15 protein-coding genes are annotated in these 14,680 nt (G+C 69.3%); 6 read left to right on the forward strand and 9 right to left on the reverse strand.

Annotation, left to right across the window (positions count from 1 at the left end; translation table 11 throughout):
• Positions 1 to 12: 12 nt before the first annotated feature.
• Genes FB390_RS33250 through FB390_RS33260 form a run of 3 tightly spaced genes read right to left on the reverse strand, consistent with a single transcriptional unit; the run spans position 13 to position 3,244 of the window.
• The gene (locus FB390_RS33250; RefSeq protein WP_141813097.1) at positions 13 to 1,377 is read right to left on the reverse strand and encodes a VWA domain-containing protein; all 1,365 of its coding nucleotides are present in this window, start codon (positions 1,375 to 1,377) and stop codon (positions 13 to 15) included.
• Positions 1,374 to 2,750: a hypothetical protein gene (locus FB390_RS33255; protein ID WP_141813098.1), complete on the reverse strand. Its 1,377-nt coding sequence runs from the start codon at positions 2,748 to 2,750 to the stop codon at positions 1,374 to 1,376. Before FB390_RS33255 ends, FB390_RS33250 begins: the two co-directional genes overlap by 4 nt.
• On the reverse strand, positions 2,750 to 3,244 hold the full coding sequence (locus FB390_RS33260; RefSeq protein ID WP_141813099.1) for a hypothetical protein: 495 nt from the start codon (positions 3,242 to 3,244) through the stop codon (positions 2,750 to 2,752). The genes FB390_RS33255 and FB390_RS33260 overlap by 1 nt, the downstream gene beginning before the upstream one ends.
• Before the next feature lie 243 nt (positions 3,245 to 3,487).
• Here FB390_RS33260 and FB390_RS33265 point away from each other — a divergent pair, with 243 nt between their 5' ends.
• The 3 genes from FB390_RS33265 to FB390_RS33275 all read left to right on the forward strand — a co-directional run bounded on the left by FB390_RS33265 (position 3,488) and on the right by FB390_RS33275 (position 6,776).
• Positions 3,488 to 5,035, forward strand: coding sequence for a phytoene desaturase family protein (locus FB390_RS33265; RefSeq protein WP_141813100.1), 1,548 nt, complete (start codon positions 3,488 to 3,490; stop codon positions 5,033 to 5,035).
• 154 nt (positions 5,036 to 5,189) lie between these two features.
• Positions 5,190 to 5,978, forward strand: a complete 789-nt coding sequence (locus FB390_RS33270; RefSeq protein WP_141813101.1) for an SAM-dependent methyltransferase — start codon at positions 5,190 to 5,192, stop codon at positions 5,976 to 5,978.
• A 72-nt stretch (positions 5,979 to 6,050) separates the two neighbouring features.
• Positions 6,051 to 6,776 (forward strand): ferritin-like domain-containing protein, encoded by a 726-nt coding sequence (locus FB390_RS33275; protein ID WP_141813102.1) that lies wholly within the window; start codon positions 6,051 to 6,053, stop codon positions 6,774 to 6,776.
• 6 nt (positions 6,777 to 6,782) lie between these two features.
• Here FB390_RS33275 and FB390_RS33280 read toward each other — a convergent pair whose 3' ends face one another.
• Positions 6,783 to 7,565 (reverse strand): IclR family transcriptional regulator, encoded by a 783-nt coding sequence (locus FB390_RS33280; RefSeq protein WP_141813103.1) that lies wholly within the window; start codon positions 7,563 to 7,565, stop codon positions 6,783 to 6,785.
• Positions 7,566 to 7,652: 87 nt separating this feature from the next.
• Here FB390_RS33280 and hutH point away from each other — a divergent pair, with 87 nt between their 5' ends.
• Positions 7,653 to 9,224, forward strand: coding sequence for a histidine ammonia-lyase (gene hutH, locus FB390_RS33285; protein WP_141813258.1), 1,572 nt, complete (start codon positions 7,653 to 7,655; stop codon positions 9,222 to 9,224).
• Entirely contained in the window at positions 9,221 to 10,885 is a 1,665-nt protein-coding gene (gene hutU, locus FB390_RS33290; RefSeq protein ID WP_141813104.1) for a urocanate hydratase, read from the forward strand. The genes hutH and hutU overlap by 4 nt, the downstream gene beginning before the upstream one ends.
• 2 nt (positions 10,886 to 10,887) lie before the next feature.
• On the opposite strand, the gene FB390_RS33295 is transcribed toward hutU, so the two are convergent.
• Positions 10,888 to 12,000, reverse strand: coding sequence for a PQQ-dependent sugar dehydrogenase (locus FB390_RS33295; protein ID WP_141813105.1), 1,113 nt, complete (start codon positions 11,998 to 12,000; stop codon positions 10,888 to 10,890).
• A gap of 231 nt (positions 12,001 to 12,231) precedes the next feature.
• Positions 12,232 to 12,426, reverse strand: a complete 195-nt coding sequence (locus tag FB390_RS33300; RefSeq protein WP_141813106.1) for a hypothetical protein — start codon at positions 12,424 to 12,426, stop codon at positions 12,232 to 12,234.
• A 312-nt stretch (positions 12,427 to 12,738) separates the two neighbouring features.
• Between FB390_RS33300 and FB390_RS33305 the strand changes: the two genes are divergently transcribed.
• Positions 12,739 to 12,942 carry a hypothetical protein gene (locus FB390_RS33305; protein ID WP_141813107.1) on the forward strand — a complete coding sequence of 68 codons (204 nt, stop codon included), beginning with the start codon at positions 12,739 to 12,741 and terminating at the stop codon, positions 12,940 to 12,942.
• A gap of 16 nt (positions 12,943 to 12,958) precedes the next feature.
• Here the strand turns inward: FB390_RS33305 and FB390_RS33310 are convergent, their stop codons facing one another.
• The 3 genes from FB390_RS33310 to FB390_RS33320 are packed head-to-tail and all read right to left on the reverse strand — an operon-like array spanning position 12,959 to position 14,572.
• A complete protein-coding gene (locus FB390_RS33310; RefSeq protein WP_141813108.1) occupies positions 12,959 to 13,801 on the reverse strand; it encodes a helix-turn-helix domain-containing protein in 843 nt (280 codons plus the stop codon).
• Positions 13,798 to 14,316 (reverse strand): DUF6879 family protein, encoded by a 519-nt coding sequence (locus FB390_RS33315; protein ID WP_246124553.1) that lies wholly within the window; start codon positions 14,314 to 14,316, stop codon positions 13,798 to 13,800. The genes FB390_RS33310 and FB390_RS33315 overlap by 4 nt, the downstream gene beginning before the upstream one ends.
• Entirely contained in the window at positions 14,294 to 14,572 is a 279-nt protein-coding gene (locus FB390_RS33320; RefSeq protein WP_246124555.1) for a hypothetical protein, read from the reverse strand. Before FB390_RS33320 ends, FB390_RS33315 begins: the two co-directional genes overlap by 23 nt.
• Positions 14,573 to 14,680: the final 108 nt, after the last annotated feature.

Genomic DNA, 14,680 nt, shown 5'->3' on the forward strand with positions numbered 1-14,680 from the left:
TTGCGAGGTCTCCTAGTCGAGAAAGTTCTTGAGTTCGAACACGAGTTTTTGGATGCGGCCCGAGATCACCGGTGTGCCCATGGCCTTGAAGCGCTCCCGGAACCAGGGGTTCACGCTCTGCTGCCCGGAGCTGTTCACCGAGCCGACGGGGATGAGCTTCACGCCGTTGCGGTGCACGGCCTGCATGCTCTCGTACAGCGGCTGGGAGCGGTCGAACTCGTAGAAGTCCGAGATCCACACCAGCACGGTGTTGGTCGGGTCGACGATCTTCGGCTGGGCCATCGCCATGGCGACCGGGCCGTCGTTGCCGCCGCCGAGGTTGGTGCGCAGCAGCACCTCGAACGGGTCGTGTACCCACGGCGTCAGGTCGATGGCACGGGTGTCGTAGGCGATGAGGTGCACGTCGACCTTGGGCAGGCCGGCGAAGATCGAGGCGAGGATGGTGCAGTTCACCATCGAGTCGACCATCGAACCGGACTGGTCGACCACCACGATCATCCGGGCGGGCACGGTGCGCTTGGCGGTCTGCCGATAGAACAGCCGATCCACGTAGAGGCGCTCGTCGTCCGGATTCCAGTTGGTGAGGTTCTTCCAGATCGTGCGGTCCACATCCAGATTGCGCAGGATGCGCTTCGGCGGCACCGAGCGGTCGACGGTGCCCGCGGTGGTCTGCTGTACCTGGGTGCGCAGCACCTCCGCGACCTGGTCGACGTAGCGGCGGATGAGCGACTTGGCGTTGGCCAGCGCGACGCCCGACAGATTCGTCTTGTCGCGCAGCAGCTGTTCGATCAGCGACATGCTCGGCGTCAGCTGGGCCGAGAGCGCGGGATCGGCGAGTACCTCGCGCAGCCGCATTCGCGAGACCAGGTCGGCCTCGAGGTCGCCGAGCACGGTGCGCACGTCCGCGCCGCAGTCCTCGCCGAGCATGCGCCGCAACCAGCCCGCATCGCGCTGCCAGCCCGCCAGCTGGGTCGCGCTGACCGTGCCGCCGCCGGTCGCGAAGACGTTCAGCAACAGCTTGGAAATCAAGGCGGCCGAACGCACCTCGCCGGAGCCGACAGCCGGGTCGGCCTCCGTTTCCGCGGGTTGCGCCGGAGTCTCGTCCGCGTTCCGCTCGATCGATTCCGCGGCGCAGTCCACCGATTCCGCCGCCCGCACGTGGGCGCCGAGTCCGTCGAATTCGGTCGCCAGATCGGGGAAGCGCTGCACCACGTTGTCGATCGAGACACCGGGGTCGAGCAGCGCCGCGGGCAGGCCGAGGTCGTCGACGATCGCGACGCTCGACGTCTCCAGCGCGGGCTGCGCCTCGCTGTCGAAAATGCCCGCGAGCAGCCGCCAGTAGAGGATCTGCCGTCGAGTCTCGTTGCTGTCGGTCATTTTCTCAGCAGCCGTCCCGCTCGTTCCCTGAGCACCGCGACCGCGTCGCCCGACTTCGCTTGCGACTTGGCCACTTTCGGATCCGTCACGCCGCAGGCCCAGTCGCCGCCGTGCACGTCGACCGCCACGCCTTTGGTCTTCTTGCGCACGGCGAGCGGGCGCAGCGACCACCGCCCGGCGTCCCAGCGCAGCAGGCCTAGGCAGGTCGAGGAGCCGTTCACCGCGGCGGGCGTCAGCGGGCCGCAGGTCGGCAGCCGGTCCAGTTCGAGGGCAAGCCGGTGCCCGTCCAACTCGATGGCGCCGTCCTCGACCTTGTACCCCTCCACCAGAACCGGCTCCGAAAGGTGCACCGGGTCACGATCCAGCGGGGGAGTGGCCGGGGCCAATGCGCCCGCCAGACCGACGCGTGCCGTGGCGAACGGATCGGCGCTCGCGCCGATGCGAGCCGACTGGTCGTGCCAGATCAGGTCGCCTCCCGCGGTCATCGGCATGCCGTCGATGTCGAGGCTGAGCCGCTCGGCCATCGCTTTCAGCAGTTGCGGGTGCTCGGTGAACAGCTGCCAGATCGCGGGGCCGACGATCGTGTCGACCTTGGCCGCGGCGATGCTGACCCGCACCCGCCGCGTCGGCCCGCCCGCCGTCTCCAGCAGCGCGTACAGCTGGGCCTGCACCGCGGTGCCGTGCTCGTGCACGTCGACGCCCAGCGGAAGCAGCCGCCCGGAGACCGCCGTGGTCTCGGTGAAACCGCCGGTGCGCCAGGACAACAGCAGCGCCCGCGCCCACAGGTCCGCCCAGCGCCGGGCGGGCAGCCGGTCCAGCGTCGCCACCGGAGATCCGGCGCGCAGCTCGGCGGTCAGGCCGTCGAGCAGGACGGCGAGCCTGCGCAAGGCCGGTTCGGCGAGCAGCGCCTCGACCGTCTGATCGGCGGCCGAGACCAAGTCGTGGTCGACGCCGCGCCATCCGGTGATGGCGACCTCCTGTAACCAGGAGCGGCTGCCCGCCGCCAGGTTGTGCGGCGTGTGCGGCTGCTCCGGCTGCTCCCACACGGCACGCTCGCGTCCCAGCGCGGTGTCCACCCGGTCCAGCAGGGCGTCGTGTACGGCGCCGAGCAGCGCGGCGCGTCCGCCCGCCAGGGCCGAGAGCTCCTCGGGGCCGATCGAGCCCGCGCCGAGTTTCGCGACCGCCTCGGCGATCGATGGCCCGAGCGGGGATCCGCCGAGCGCGGCGGCGAGACTCGCCAGCGCGGCCGTGTGTTCGTCGGTCAGCCGCGCGAATCCGTGTACCAGCGCGGTGTCGAATCCGGTCACCACATCGAGCGTTTCCGGCACACCCGGCGGCGGCTCGAGCAGTTCGGCCAAATGCACGCCGAGCATCAGCGGCTCACCCCCGTCGCGGGAAACCACTGCAACTCGGGGATCGGCGCGGTGCCGCCCGGCAGCTCGAGATACGCGAGATGGCGCAGGAAGCGGCTGAATACGACGGCGGCGGGCGCGGGTTCGTGCGCGCAGTTCAGCGCGGCGCGCAGGCTCGCGCCCTCGGCGATCTCCACCCCCAAGTAGCGGGCCACCTGCTCGGCGCCGTACTGCACCACCGCCTCGTCCAGCAGCGCGTCGATGTGCTTGCACGGATAGGGTCCGCGCAGCCCGCCGCACGGCCGATTGTTGTTGGTGCTACAGCTGAGTCCGTGCGTCTTCGCCGACACCGACGAGACGTACACCCGCGCGATATCCGATCCGCTCGACACCACGCCCTGCAACCGCCCGTCCGCCATCTCGACGAAGGGCACCTTGGCCAGTTTGCGCGGCGCCACGACGGGCAGCGTCTGCACCACCGCCGCCCGCTCCCACTCGCGGTCATCCGAGTCCATCGCATTCCCTCCCGTTTCTCTTCATGACCGAAAACCTACGCGAACCCACCGACAAGTCCGGGGCCCGGTTGTCGATCTTGTGAACAGCGACAACCTCTGTCTCGCAACCGGTTTCGGTATCAGCGAAGTTGTCGGTGCGGGCTGCTAATCTGCCGCTGGGCGAGGCTGCGCGGGCACCCGCGAGCAGCGCCCGGCGGCGCGTCGGGACGACCTCCAGCGGTGCGGCCGTGGTATCGAGGACGGATGACACCGACGCGCTCTTCCTACGATGTCGTCATCGTCGGCGGCGGCCACAACGGCTTGGTCGCCGCCGCGTACCTGGCGCGGGCAGGCCGCTCGGTGCTGCTGCTCGAGCGGCAGTCGCACACGGGCGGCGCGGCGGTGTCGGAACGCCCGTTCCCCGGTGTCGACGCGCGGGTGTCCCGGTATTCGTATCTGGTCAGCCTGCTGCCCGCGAGCATCGTGCGCGATCTCGGCCTCCGGTTCCAGACCCGGCGCAGGCGGATCTCCTCCTACACGCCGGTGGGCGACGGCGGGCTGCTCGTCGACACCGGATCCGAGGCGCGCACCAGGGCGAGCTTCGAACGCCTGACGGGCTCCGACCGCGATTTCGAGGCGTGGCGGCGGTTCTACGCGAGTACCGGACAGCTGGCCCGGCGGGTGTTTCCCACCCTGACCGAACCGCTGCCGACCCGAACCGAGCTGCGGCGCGTCGTCGCGGACGACGCGCTGTGGGAGGCGGTGTTCGAAAGGCCGCTCGGCGAGACGATCGAGGCGACCTTCACCGACGACACTGTGCGCGGCGTGGTGTTCACCGACGCCCTGATCGGCACCTTCACCCACGCGCACGACCCCTCGCTGCGGCAGAACCGCTGCTTCCTCTACCACGTGATCGGCGGCGGCACCGGCGACTGGGATGTTCCGGTGGGTGGCATGGGGGCACTCACCGACGCGCTGGCGGACGCGGCGCGCGCCGCGGGGGCCGAACTGGTCACGAACCGCGCGGTGACCGGCGTCGACAGCGACGGCGCCGCCGCGGAGGTGCGCTTCGAGGGCGGCACGGTCGGCGCGCGGCACGTCCTGGTGAACGCCGCGCCGCACGAGCTGGCGCGCCTGCTCGGCGGCGCCGAGGAGCCGAAACCCGAAGGCTCCCAGATGAAGCTGAACATGGTGCTGCGGCGATTACCGCGCCTACGGGACGCCGCGGTCGACCCCGCCGAGGCCTTCGCCGGTACCTTCCATATCGCCGAATCGTATGCGCGATTGGAGCAGTCCTATCGGGAAGCCGAGGCCGGACGGATACCGTCGGCGCCGCCGTCCGAGATCTACTGCCACACCCTGACCGACCCGTCGATCCTGTCCGCCGACGTCGCAGCTCGCGGCATGCACACCCTCACGCTGTTCGGATTACACACTCCCGCACGGCTTTTCGGTGACGATCCGGATGCCGCCCGCGCCGCCGTTGCGAAAGCTCTTCTCGCGCAGCTGGACCAGGTACTGGCCGAGCCCATCGCCGAGTGCCTGGCTCGAGATGCCGACGGCGTGCCCTGTCTGGAGGTGAAGTCCCCGCTCGATCTGGAGCGCGAGGTGGGATTGCCGGGCGGTCATATCTTCCACCGGGACTTGGCGTTTCCCTATCGCGCGGACGACAGCGAAACGGATCCGGCCGGACGCTGGGGCGTCGCGACCGGGGTGCGCAACGTCTTCCTGTGCGGCTCGGGCGCGGTGCGCGGCGGCGGCGTCAGCGGCATCCCGGGACACAATGCCGCGCGTGCCGTCCTCGAGTCGTGACACGCCCGGACGCGCTCGCCGGATATTTTCCAGCGACCCTTGCTCAACTGCCCGTGATCACCGTTCCCAGCTCGACATCAGCGAACCATCGGATACCGCAACACGATCGGCTGTACAGTCACCGCGACGCAGCCGTTTTTGCTCAGGAGCCACCATGGCAGACAAGCGCCCGATCCGTACCGACGTCCCGCATTCGGCGCGAATCTGGAACTACTGGCTCGGCGGCCGTGACTACTACGAGGCCGATCGGCTGGCCGGCGAAGCCGGTGTCGCCGGGTATCCCGAGATCAAGACACTGGCGATGCAGTCGAGGCAGTTCCTGATCCGGGTGGTGCGGTATTTGGCGGCGGAAGCGGGCGTCCGTCAGTTCCTCGACATCGGCACCGGACTGCCGACCATGCAGAACACGCACGAGGTGGCGCAGTCCGCCGCTCCCGACTCCAGGATCGTCTACGTCGACAACGACCCGCTCGTCCTCGCGCACGCCAGAGCGCTGCTGGTCAACACCACCGACGAGGGCGTGACCACCTATCTAGAGGCCGATTTCAACGATCCCGAGATGATTTTGGCCGACGCGCGTCACGTGCTGAACTTCAGCAAGCCGATCGCGGTGATGTACATCGGCGTGCTCGGGCACGCGCGCAGCTACGACCAGGTGCGGCGCGTGGTGAACACCATGATGGACGGTGTGCCCTCGGGCAGTTACCTCGCGCTCTACGACGGAGCCACCGACGACAAGGCGTACGTGCGGATGTGCGAGAACTACGCCAAAACCGGTGGGGCGCCGTACTTCCCGCGCAGCTCTGCCGAGATCACCGGCATCTTCGACGGACTGGACCTGGTCGAACCCGGCGTCGTGCCGATCAACCACTGGCGCACCGACGACGCCGCCCAGGGCGTTCGCGGCGCCTCGGCGTGGGGCGGTGTCGGCCGCAAGCCGTAACGTTCGGCATCCACACGAAATCTCCACCGGCTCACCCGGGAATCGGCGTAACTCGTTCGTAGGGTTGCGTACATGGTGATCGAACAGCTGGAAACGGACGAATTCGTCCGATGGGTGGGGGAATTCGAGGCCAAGGCGCGCGCCCGAGCGGCGGCGGGCGACCCGGATTGGAGTCGTGGCGCCCGCCTGCATCCAGCCATCGCGCGCAGTGTTCAGCGATTCCAGGTCGGCGAGAGCGGAGACGGCGCGGATCTCATCGCGAAAGCCGAACGCGCCGGTGATCCGGTGTACACGGCGGCGGTCCGCTTGTTCGTCGACGAGGAACGCAACCACGCCCGACTACTCGCCCACCTGCTGCGGGCGGCGGGTCGACCGACGATCGAGCACCACTGGACCGACGCCGTGTTCGTGCGGCTGCGCCGAGCGCTGGGGCTGCGCCTCGAACTGATGGTGCTGATGGTCGCCGAAGTCGTCGCGCTCCAGTACTACCGGGCGCTGCGCGACGGCTCCGACGATCCACTCACCACCCGCGTCGCCACGCTCATCCTCGACGACGAACGTCGGCACGTGCCCTTCCACACCCAGCGGCTCCGCGCGGCGTTCGCGGACGCGTGGCTGCCGACCCGCGTCGCCGTTCGCGCCTTCTGGTGGACCGTGCTGGTCGGAGCGACCCTCGTCGTCGCCCACGACCACGGTCCGGCTCTGCGCGAACTCGGTTGCGCCCGACGTGAATTCGTCCGCGAAACACTGGCTCTCTTCGCGACCATCGTGCCGACGGTCGTTCGCGGCCGACGATGATGCGAATCATTCGGTGCGGCCGCCGATCCGACGGGTCAGGGTGTCGGCGGTGGCGCGGACGCGGGCGGCCAGTACGGTCCAATCGGCGTCGCAGGGGTGCCGGCCGCAGTGGTGCCGGAGGGTGACGCTGATGGCGGCGATGGGGTGGTGGTCGTGGTCGAAGACGGGGTAGGCGACGGAGGCGAAGCCGGGGGTGACGTGGCCGTCTTCACAGGCCCAGCCGCGTCGGCGTTCCTCGGCGAGGACGCGGCGCAACGCGGCGAGACCGGCGGGACCGCGGTCGGTGCGGGTCACGAAGGACTCGGCGGTGGGGAAGAGGGCGCGCACGTGCGCGGCGGGCAGGTGCGCGAGGATGGCGCGACCCGAGGCGGTCAGGTGCGCGGGCAGCCGGACGCCGACGTCGGTGACCAGGGTCTCCGGCCGCGCCGGGCGCTCTTTGACCAGGTACAGCAGTTCGTTGCCGTGCAGTACGCCGAGATGCGCGTTGTGCCCCACCTGCTCGACGAGTTCGCGCAGCAGGGGCCCGGCCAAGCGCTCCAGCGGATCGTGCCGGAGATAGGCGGCGCCGAGTTCGAACGCGGCGATGCCGAGACCGTAGCGGCGCTCGTCGGGCAGGTGCGTGACGAAGCGGGCCTGGGTCAGCTCGGCGAGCAGGTGATAGGTGGACGAGCGCGGCAACCCGAGCTCGCGCGCGATGGCGGCCGCCGACACCGGACCGGGTCTGCCCGCGAGTAGCCGAAGCACCGCAAGCCCGCGGCGCAGCGCGGGGATGTCGCTGCTCTCTCCCACGGTGCCTCCTCGGTTTGTCTGGGATCTCAGACCGAATCCGGCGTGGCCTCATTCTCCACCGGCCGTCGCGGTTGTGGAATGGAAGTCATGCCGGATATCGCGCAACAGCCGAACGTCGAGATCGACGGGCCGCTGACCAGGGCGCAGGTCGTCGCGGTCGCGCGTGGCGGCGCTCGGGTGAGCCTGAGCGCGGCCGCCGAGCGGCGGCTGATCGCCGCCCGTCAGCACGTCGACGCCTTGGCGGAGGCATCGACCGCGACCTACGGCGTGTCCACCGGATTCGGTGCGCTCGCGATTCGCCACATCCCGCCGTCGCGCCGCGCCGCGTTGCAGCGGTCGCTGATCCGCTCCCACGCGGCGGGCGCGGGCGACGCGGTCGAACGGGAGGTGGTGCGCGCGCAGATGGTGTTGCGGCTGCGGACCCTCGCCTCGGGCTACACCGGGGCCCATCCGGAGACCGCGCACGCGCTGACCGCCCTGCTCAACGCGGGCATCACGCCCGTGGTGCACGAGTTCGGCTCGCTCGGCTGCTCCGGCGATCTCGCGCCGCTGGCCGCTGTCGCGCTCGCGCTCATGGGCGAAGGCACCGTGACCGACGCAGGCGGAAACGTGGTCGACGCGGAAAAGGCGTTGCACGACAACGGGATAACGCCCGTCATCCTGGCGGAGAAGGAAGGGCTCGCCCTCACCAACGGCACCGACGGCATGCTCGGCATGCTGGTGCTCGCGCTCACCGACCTGCACCGGCTGCTCGACGTCGCCGATATCACCGCCGCCATGAGCGTGGAGGCGCTGCTCGGCACCGATCGCGTCTTCGCGGGCGACCTGCAAGCCCTGCGCCCTCATCCGGGTCAGGCGTACGCGGCGGCCCGCATGCGAGCCGCGCTCGCCGGTTCCGAGATCGTGGCCAGTCACCGCGAATGCCATCGGGTGCAGGACGCCTATTCGCTGCGCTGTGCGCCGCAGGTGCACGGCGCGGCCCGCGACACCGTCGCGCACGCGGAGACGGTGGCCGACCGTGAGCTCGCCGCCACCATCGACAATCCCGTCGTACTGGCCGACGGCCGCCTGGAATCCAACGGCAATTTCCACGGCGCGCCCCTGGCCTACGTGCTCGACTTCCTGGCCATTCCGATCGCCGACGTCGCGAGCATGGCCGAACGCCGGACCGATCGCATGCTGGATGTCGCTCGCTCCCACGGACTTCCGGCGTTCCTCGCCGCGGATCCCGGCATCGACTCCGGGCACATGATCGCCCAGTACACCCAGGCGGCCGTGGTCGCCGAACTGAAGCGGATCGCGGTCCCCGCCTCGGTGGATTCCATTCCGAGCAGCGCCATGCAGGAGGACCACGTGTCGATGGGCTGGTCGGCCGCGCGCAAATTGCGCACCGCGGTGAACGGGCTGACCACCGTCCTCGCCGTCGAGTACCTAACCGCGGCCCGCGCCCTCGATCTGCGCGCCCCGCTGCGTCCTGCGCCCGCCACCGCCGCCGCGGTCGCGCTGTTGCGCACCAAGGTCGAGGGGCCGGGCCCGGACCGGCATATGGCCCCCGAGATCGCGGCCGCCGCGGACCTGATCCGCGACGGTGCGCTGCTGCGGGCGGTCGCCCCGCAGGTGGCCGAGGACCCGGCGTCCGGCGAGCGGAGACAGCGATGACAACCGAGCACCCGACCGTGCGCGCGGCGCGCGGCACCCGCCTGACGGCCCGCATGTGGCAGACCGAGGCCGCGCTGCGGATGCTGCACAACAACCTGGACCCCGAGGTCGCCGAGCGCCCCCAGGACCTGGTCGTCTACGGCGGCACCGGGAAAGCGGCCAGGGACTGGGCCAGTTTCGACGCCATCACCCGCACCCTGACCACCCTCGCGCCCGACGAGACACTGCTGGTCCAGTCGGGCAAGCCGGTCGGTGTGCTGCGCACCCACGAGTGGGCGCCCCGGGTGCTGATCGCCAACTCGAACCTGGTCGGGGAGTGGGCGACGTGGCCGGAATTCCGCAGGCTCGAGGCGCTGGGGCTGACCATGTACGGGCAGATGACGGCCGGTTCCTGGATCTACATCGGTACCCAGGGCATCTTGCAGGGCACCTACGAAACCTTCGCCGCCATCGCCGACAAGCGGTTCGGCGGCACTCTCGCGGGCACCCTGACACTCAGCGCGGGTCTCGGCGGCATGGGCGGCGCGCAACCGCTGGCGGTCACCATGAACGGTGGGGCGGCGTTGATCGTCGAATGCGATCCGGCGCGGGCCCGGCGGCGGCTGAAAGACCGCTACCTGGACGAGATCGCCGACGATGTCGACGACGCCATCCGCCGCGTGACGGCCGCGCGGTCGCAGCGGAAAGCGTTGTCGGTCGGGCTGATCGGCAATGCGGCCGAGGTGCTGCCGCGACTGGCCGCCGCGGATCTGCCCGCGGACATCGTCACCGACCAGACCTCGGCGCACGATCCGCTGTCCTACCTGCCCCGCGATGTCGAGCTGGCCGACTGGCCCGGGTACGCGGCCCGCAAGCCGGACGAATTCACCGAGCGCGCAAGAGAATCCATGGCCGAACACGTCGACGCCATGGTGCGCTTCCTGGACCGCGGCGCGGAGGTCTTCGACTACGGCAACTCGCTGCGCGGCGAGGCGCTGCTCGGTGGCTGCGCGAGGGCCTTCGACTACCCGGGTTTCGTGCCCGCCTACATTCGGCCGCTGTTCTGCGCGGGCAAGGGCCCGTTTCGTTGGGCCGCGCTCTCCGGCGGTCCCGCCGACATCGCCGCCACCGATCGCGCCATCCTGGACCTGTTCCCGCACAACGAATCCCTGCGCCGATGGATCGCCCTGGCCGGAGAACGCGTCGCGTTCCAGGGGCTGCCCGCGCGGATCTGCTGGCTCGGTTACGGCGAGCGACACCGGGCGGGTGTGCGGTTCAACGAGATGGTGGCCGCCGGTGAGTTGAGCGCGCCGATCGTGATCGGTCGCGACCATCTCGATGCGGGCAGCGTCGCCTCGCCCTATCGCGAAACCGAGGCGATGTCCGACGGTTCCGACGCCATCGCCGACTGGCCGCTGTTGAACGCGTTGGTGAACACCGCGTCCGGCGCCAGCTGGGTGTCCATCCATCACGGCGGCGGAGTCGGCATCGGTCGGTCGATCCACGCCGGGCAGGTGTGCGTCGCGGACGGCACCGAACTGGCCGGGCAGAAGCTCGAGCGGGTGCTCACCAACGATCCGGCGACGGGTGTGCTGCGGCACGTGGACGCCGGGTACGAGCGTGCGCGGACCGTGGCGGACACCGAGGGGCTGCGAATTCCACTGCCAGGCAACGACCGCTGAGCTCAGCGAGCGGGGAATCGGAGGATGCGATCGTCGCCCTGGCGCACGTCGCCGCGGCCGTCGGTGTTCGAGGTGGTCAGCCACAGCGCTCCGTCCGCGGCGACCTCGACGGTGCGCAGGCGGCCGTAGCGCTCCTCGAACATCGCGCGCGGCTCGCCGACCGATCCGTTCACCAACGGTACGGTCCACAGCCTTTCGCCGCGCAGCGCGGCGGCGTACAGGGTGTCGCCCGCGATCGCGATACCGGACGGGGACGCCTCCGACGTCGTCCAGGTGACGACGGGGTCGACGTAGCCGCGTCCCGCGCCGCCACCGCCCTCCACCGCGGGCCAGCCGTAGTTGCGGTTCGGTTCGACGAGATTGATCTCGTCCAAACGATTCTGGCCGAACTCGGCGGCGAACAACCGTCCCGCGCGATCCCAGGCGAGGCCCTGGACGTTGCGGTGACCGAGGCTGTAGACCGGCGAGTCCGGGGTCGGATTGCCGGGCGCCGGTTCGCCTTCGGGCGTGAGACGCAGGATCTTGCCGTTCGGCGAGGCCGGATCCTGCGACAGCGCGCTGCGCCCCGCGTCGCCGGTGCCGACATACAGCATGCCGTCGGGACCGAACGCGATCCGTCCACCATTGTGGTTGCCCGCCTTCGCGATTCCCTCGAAGACTACCTCCGGCGCGCCGTCGAGCCGGAAACGCACGATCCGGTTGTCCGCGTCCGCGGTGAAATAGGCGTAGACATAGCCGTTCTCGGCATACTGCGGCGACACCGCGAGGCCGAGCAGGCCACCCTCCCCGCGAGCGACAACGCCGGGCACCTCGTACACCTCTTCCGGCGCCCGGCCGGGGACCACCCGCATGATCTTCGCGGTATCGCGCTCGGCGACCAGAGCGGCGCCGTCGGGCAGAAACGCCAGCCCCCACGGGACGTCGATCCCTTGCGCCACTTCCTCGGGGGTGGCGAGATCGGGCACCCCCGACGGACTGCTCGCGACGGTGGTCGTCACGACCGGCGAAGACTCCCGGTCCGTTTCGGAACGCTCCTCGCCGCACCCGCTCACCGCCGCCAGGACGAGCAGGACGGCGCAGACCGCCGCTAGCCGATTCGTTCGCACAGGTCCCATCACTCGTTGCTCCCTGTCCGCCCGGCTGACATGATCATCGACCATGACCCACCGAATCGAGTCCATTCTCCGCTGATGCGCGTCGCCCCCGAGCCAGGATCGCTCGGAACCCGAACCGCTCTTTTCGATCATGCCCTTCGCTGGCACCGCGAGAAACCCAACGCCCCGCTCCCGCGCGACGGACATCCCTATCCAGACGAACCCGCCCACCGCGGCCGCGGCCGCCCCGGATCATCCGAGGACTGGCGAGTTGTCGGCCTGGAGGTCGCGGCGATTCTCGACCGATACTTCACCCAATTCGATCCAGATCCGCACGACCTGACCGCAGCTTTGCACGAGGTGCACATCCCGCTCTATCGCAACGAACACATCGCGGCCGCGGCCCGGCGAGCCGACCCCGAGGTGGTTCGGCGCACCGGCCGTCATCTCGTGCGACGCGGGACGGATCGGTGCGCGGTCCTCGTCGGCTTGGCGTTGCTCGGCACCGTCCCGGCTACTTCGCCGGAGCTGTCGCCACGGCGGCGCACTTACACGAGGCCATCACCGCCCCGACCCGGATCTGCAACTGATCGACCACACCGGTCGGCTGCTGTCCACCATGGTCGGCTGCGCGGGTATGGGCACCACCCTCGACTGCTTTCCACCGGCGAGCACCGTTCTCGCCGCCCACGCCGAACACGCCGCCCGCCTCACCCCCACCCCCGCCAGAATCGCCGACCTCGCGGCCTTGGGGGCTATGTGGCGCAGGCCGATGAGCAGAGCTGGCCAGCCGACCGCCGGTCGCGCACCCTGCACAACTATTTGAACCTGCTCAACCGCCCGGACTGGGTGACGGTAGCCCGAGATGCCCATATGAGCCACGACCCCGCCATGACCTGGTTGGGCAAAACGATCGGCCCACGCCTCGGCCTCTCCGCCTTCGACCACCCACCCGACGGCTGACGATCCACAGCGCAGCCTAGAGCCGAGCCTGTCGCCTTTCCAGCGCGCCGCAGATCAGCCGTCGCGCCCCTTCGCCCGTCACCGACAGTGTGGCCAGCTCCGCGAACATCCGGCCGTAGATCGCGATCTCGCGCGGCTGCGTGATCGTCAACTCCGCCGTAATCGCCTCCGCCAACACCATTCGCTCATCGAACATGACGAAATTCGTCAACTGCATGGGCAATTCAGCGTTTGCCGGGATGATGCCGAGCAGTACGCGAGGCAAGCCGATGACCGCCAGAAGCCGGTCCAACTGGCCGACCATCACCGAATCACCGCCGACCGTGGTGGACAAGGCTTGCTCGGCAACGAGGATGTGGAACCGGCGGTCTCCCTTGTACAGAAGTCGCTGTCGTTCCAAACGTTTGGATACGCCCGCGTCGAGATCATCCGGGACACGGAAGAAGTCGATGTATTTGCTCAATACCGCCTCGGCGTACTCCGCGGTTTGCAAGATGCCGGGGACGATGTGCGGCTGGAAGATCCGCATCATTCGAGACGCCTCCGCCATCCTCACCGCCGCGTGCTGTCGCCGCTTGGTTCCGGTGCTGAGAATCTTGCGCCACTCGAGATAGGCGACGTCGATGTCGTGCAGGGTGGCCAGCAGATCAGGGAGTTGATCAGCGGCGTCGCAGTACCGGCAGTAGGCACGGATGTCCTCGTCGGACGGGCTGATCCGGCCGAACTCGATCTTGGACACCTTGGACTCGTGCCACCCGGACAGGTGCGCGAGCCGCCGGTTGGTGAGCCCCGCTGTGCGGCGAAGCTCCCGAAGCCGTGCTCCGAGAGCCTCCCGCGCGTCGTGCATGCCGTTCGTCACTGGTTGGAGTACTCCGGAAACGGGATCGCCTGCGCCCACAGTCGCCTACGCACGCTTTGGTAATACTCGACGATCCGCGGATCGGTGGTGATGCCGAGACCGGCGGGTGCTCCTGCCTCGTCCGTCAGGTTGTAGACAACGCGTTCGCCATCCATCAGCCACCAATCATCCGGGGGTACTTCTCCGGCGAGGTGGCGGGGGAGGTATCGAATGTCTTCCCCCGCATCGACATTGTGGACAGTCACCGACAACAGCCAACGCTGGTATTCCGAGTGCGGGACGGTGACGACACGGACTCGGCTCACCGAGACGCCGCGGCCGGTGGTTTCCCGCATGAGGTCCTGCCACGGGGTATGCGGATCCACCGGCGGCTCCCCGTCGAGAAACCGGCGCAACCTCTCGGACTCGTCCGGCACGGCGTACGAGTCCCGGACCTCCAGGTGGAACGCGTCCCGCTCGACCTCGCGGAACAGCTTCTGCCACAGCTCCGGTTCATTGGTGGGCCGCAGTCGCACCGTAGAACGTCCTTCCCAGCTTCGGCACCTCGATGGCCGTCTCGTCGCCGGCCAGGTCGAGTTGGGCCAGCGTCTCGGTCTCTGTGATGGGCCTGCCGGAGAGGATGAACGTACCCCGTCCGGTATCGGTCATGGTCGCACCGATGAACGTGTCCGGCTGCGCGAAACCGGTCAACAAGTGCGGGATTTCGACGGTACCGTCCCGGTTCGTCTGCCATCCCTGGACGAGGTACGACTCCCGGTCGGTCGCGAACAAGGCCGGACAACCCCCGCTGTCCGATCCGCCTTTGCCGAGGAACTGTAGGCGCATTGTGCCGACCCCCTGCTCGGTTCTGTGCACGAGTCTTCTCATGCGTGGTTCACG

It is taken from the genome of Nocardia bhagyanarayanae (assembly GCF_006716565.1).
GTDB lineage: Bacteria > Actinomycetota > Actinomycetes > Mycobacteriales > Mycobacteriaceae > Nocardia > Nocardia bhagyanarayanae.

Excerpts from the sequence above, each read along its gene's own strand:
- FB390_RS33250 (WP_141813097.1), bottom strand. The coding sequence starts at position 1,377 with ATGACCGACAGCAACGAGACTCGACGGCAGATCCTCTACTGGCGGCTG.
- FB390_RS33255 (WP_141813098.1), bottom strand. The coding sequence starts at position 2,750 with ATGCTCGGCGTGCATTTGGCCGAACTGCTCGAGCCGCCGCCGGGTGTG.
- FB390_RS33260 (WP_141813099.1), bottom strand. The coding sequence starts at position 3,244 with ATGGACTCGGATGACCGCGAGTGGGAGCGGGCGGCGGTGGTGCAGACG.
- FB390_RS33265 (WP_141813100.1), top strand. The coding sequence starts at position 3,488 with ATGACACCGACGCGCTCTTCCTACGATGTCGTCATCGTCGGCGGCGGC.
- FB390_RS33270 (WP_141813101.1), top strand. The coding sequence starts at position 5,190 with ATGGCAGACAAGCGCCCGATCCGTACCGACGTCCCGCATTCGGCGCGA.
- FB390_RS33275 (WP_141813102.1), top strand. The coding sequence starts at position 6,051 with ATGGTGATCGAACAGCTGGAAACGGACGAATTCGTCCGATGGGTGGGG.
- hutH (WP_141813258.1), top strand. The coding sequence starts at position 7,653 with ATGCCGGATATCGCGCAACAGCCGAACGTCGAGATCGACGGGCCGCTG.
- hutU (WP_141813104.1), top strand. The coding sequence starts at position 9,221 with ATGACAACCGAGCACCCGACCGTGCGCGCGGCGCGCGGCACCCGCCTG.
- FB390_RS33295 (WP_141813105.1), bottom strand. The coding sequence starts at position 12,000 with ATGGGACCTGTGCGAACGAATCGGCTAGCGGCGGTCTGCGCCGTCCTG.
- FB390_RS33300 (WP_141813106.1), bottom strand. The coding sequence starts at position 12,426 with ATGACGGCCGGTGCGCCGAACCACCTCGGGGTCGGCTCGCCGGGCCGC.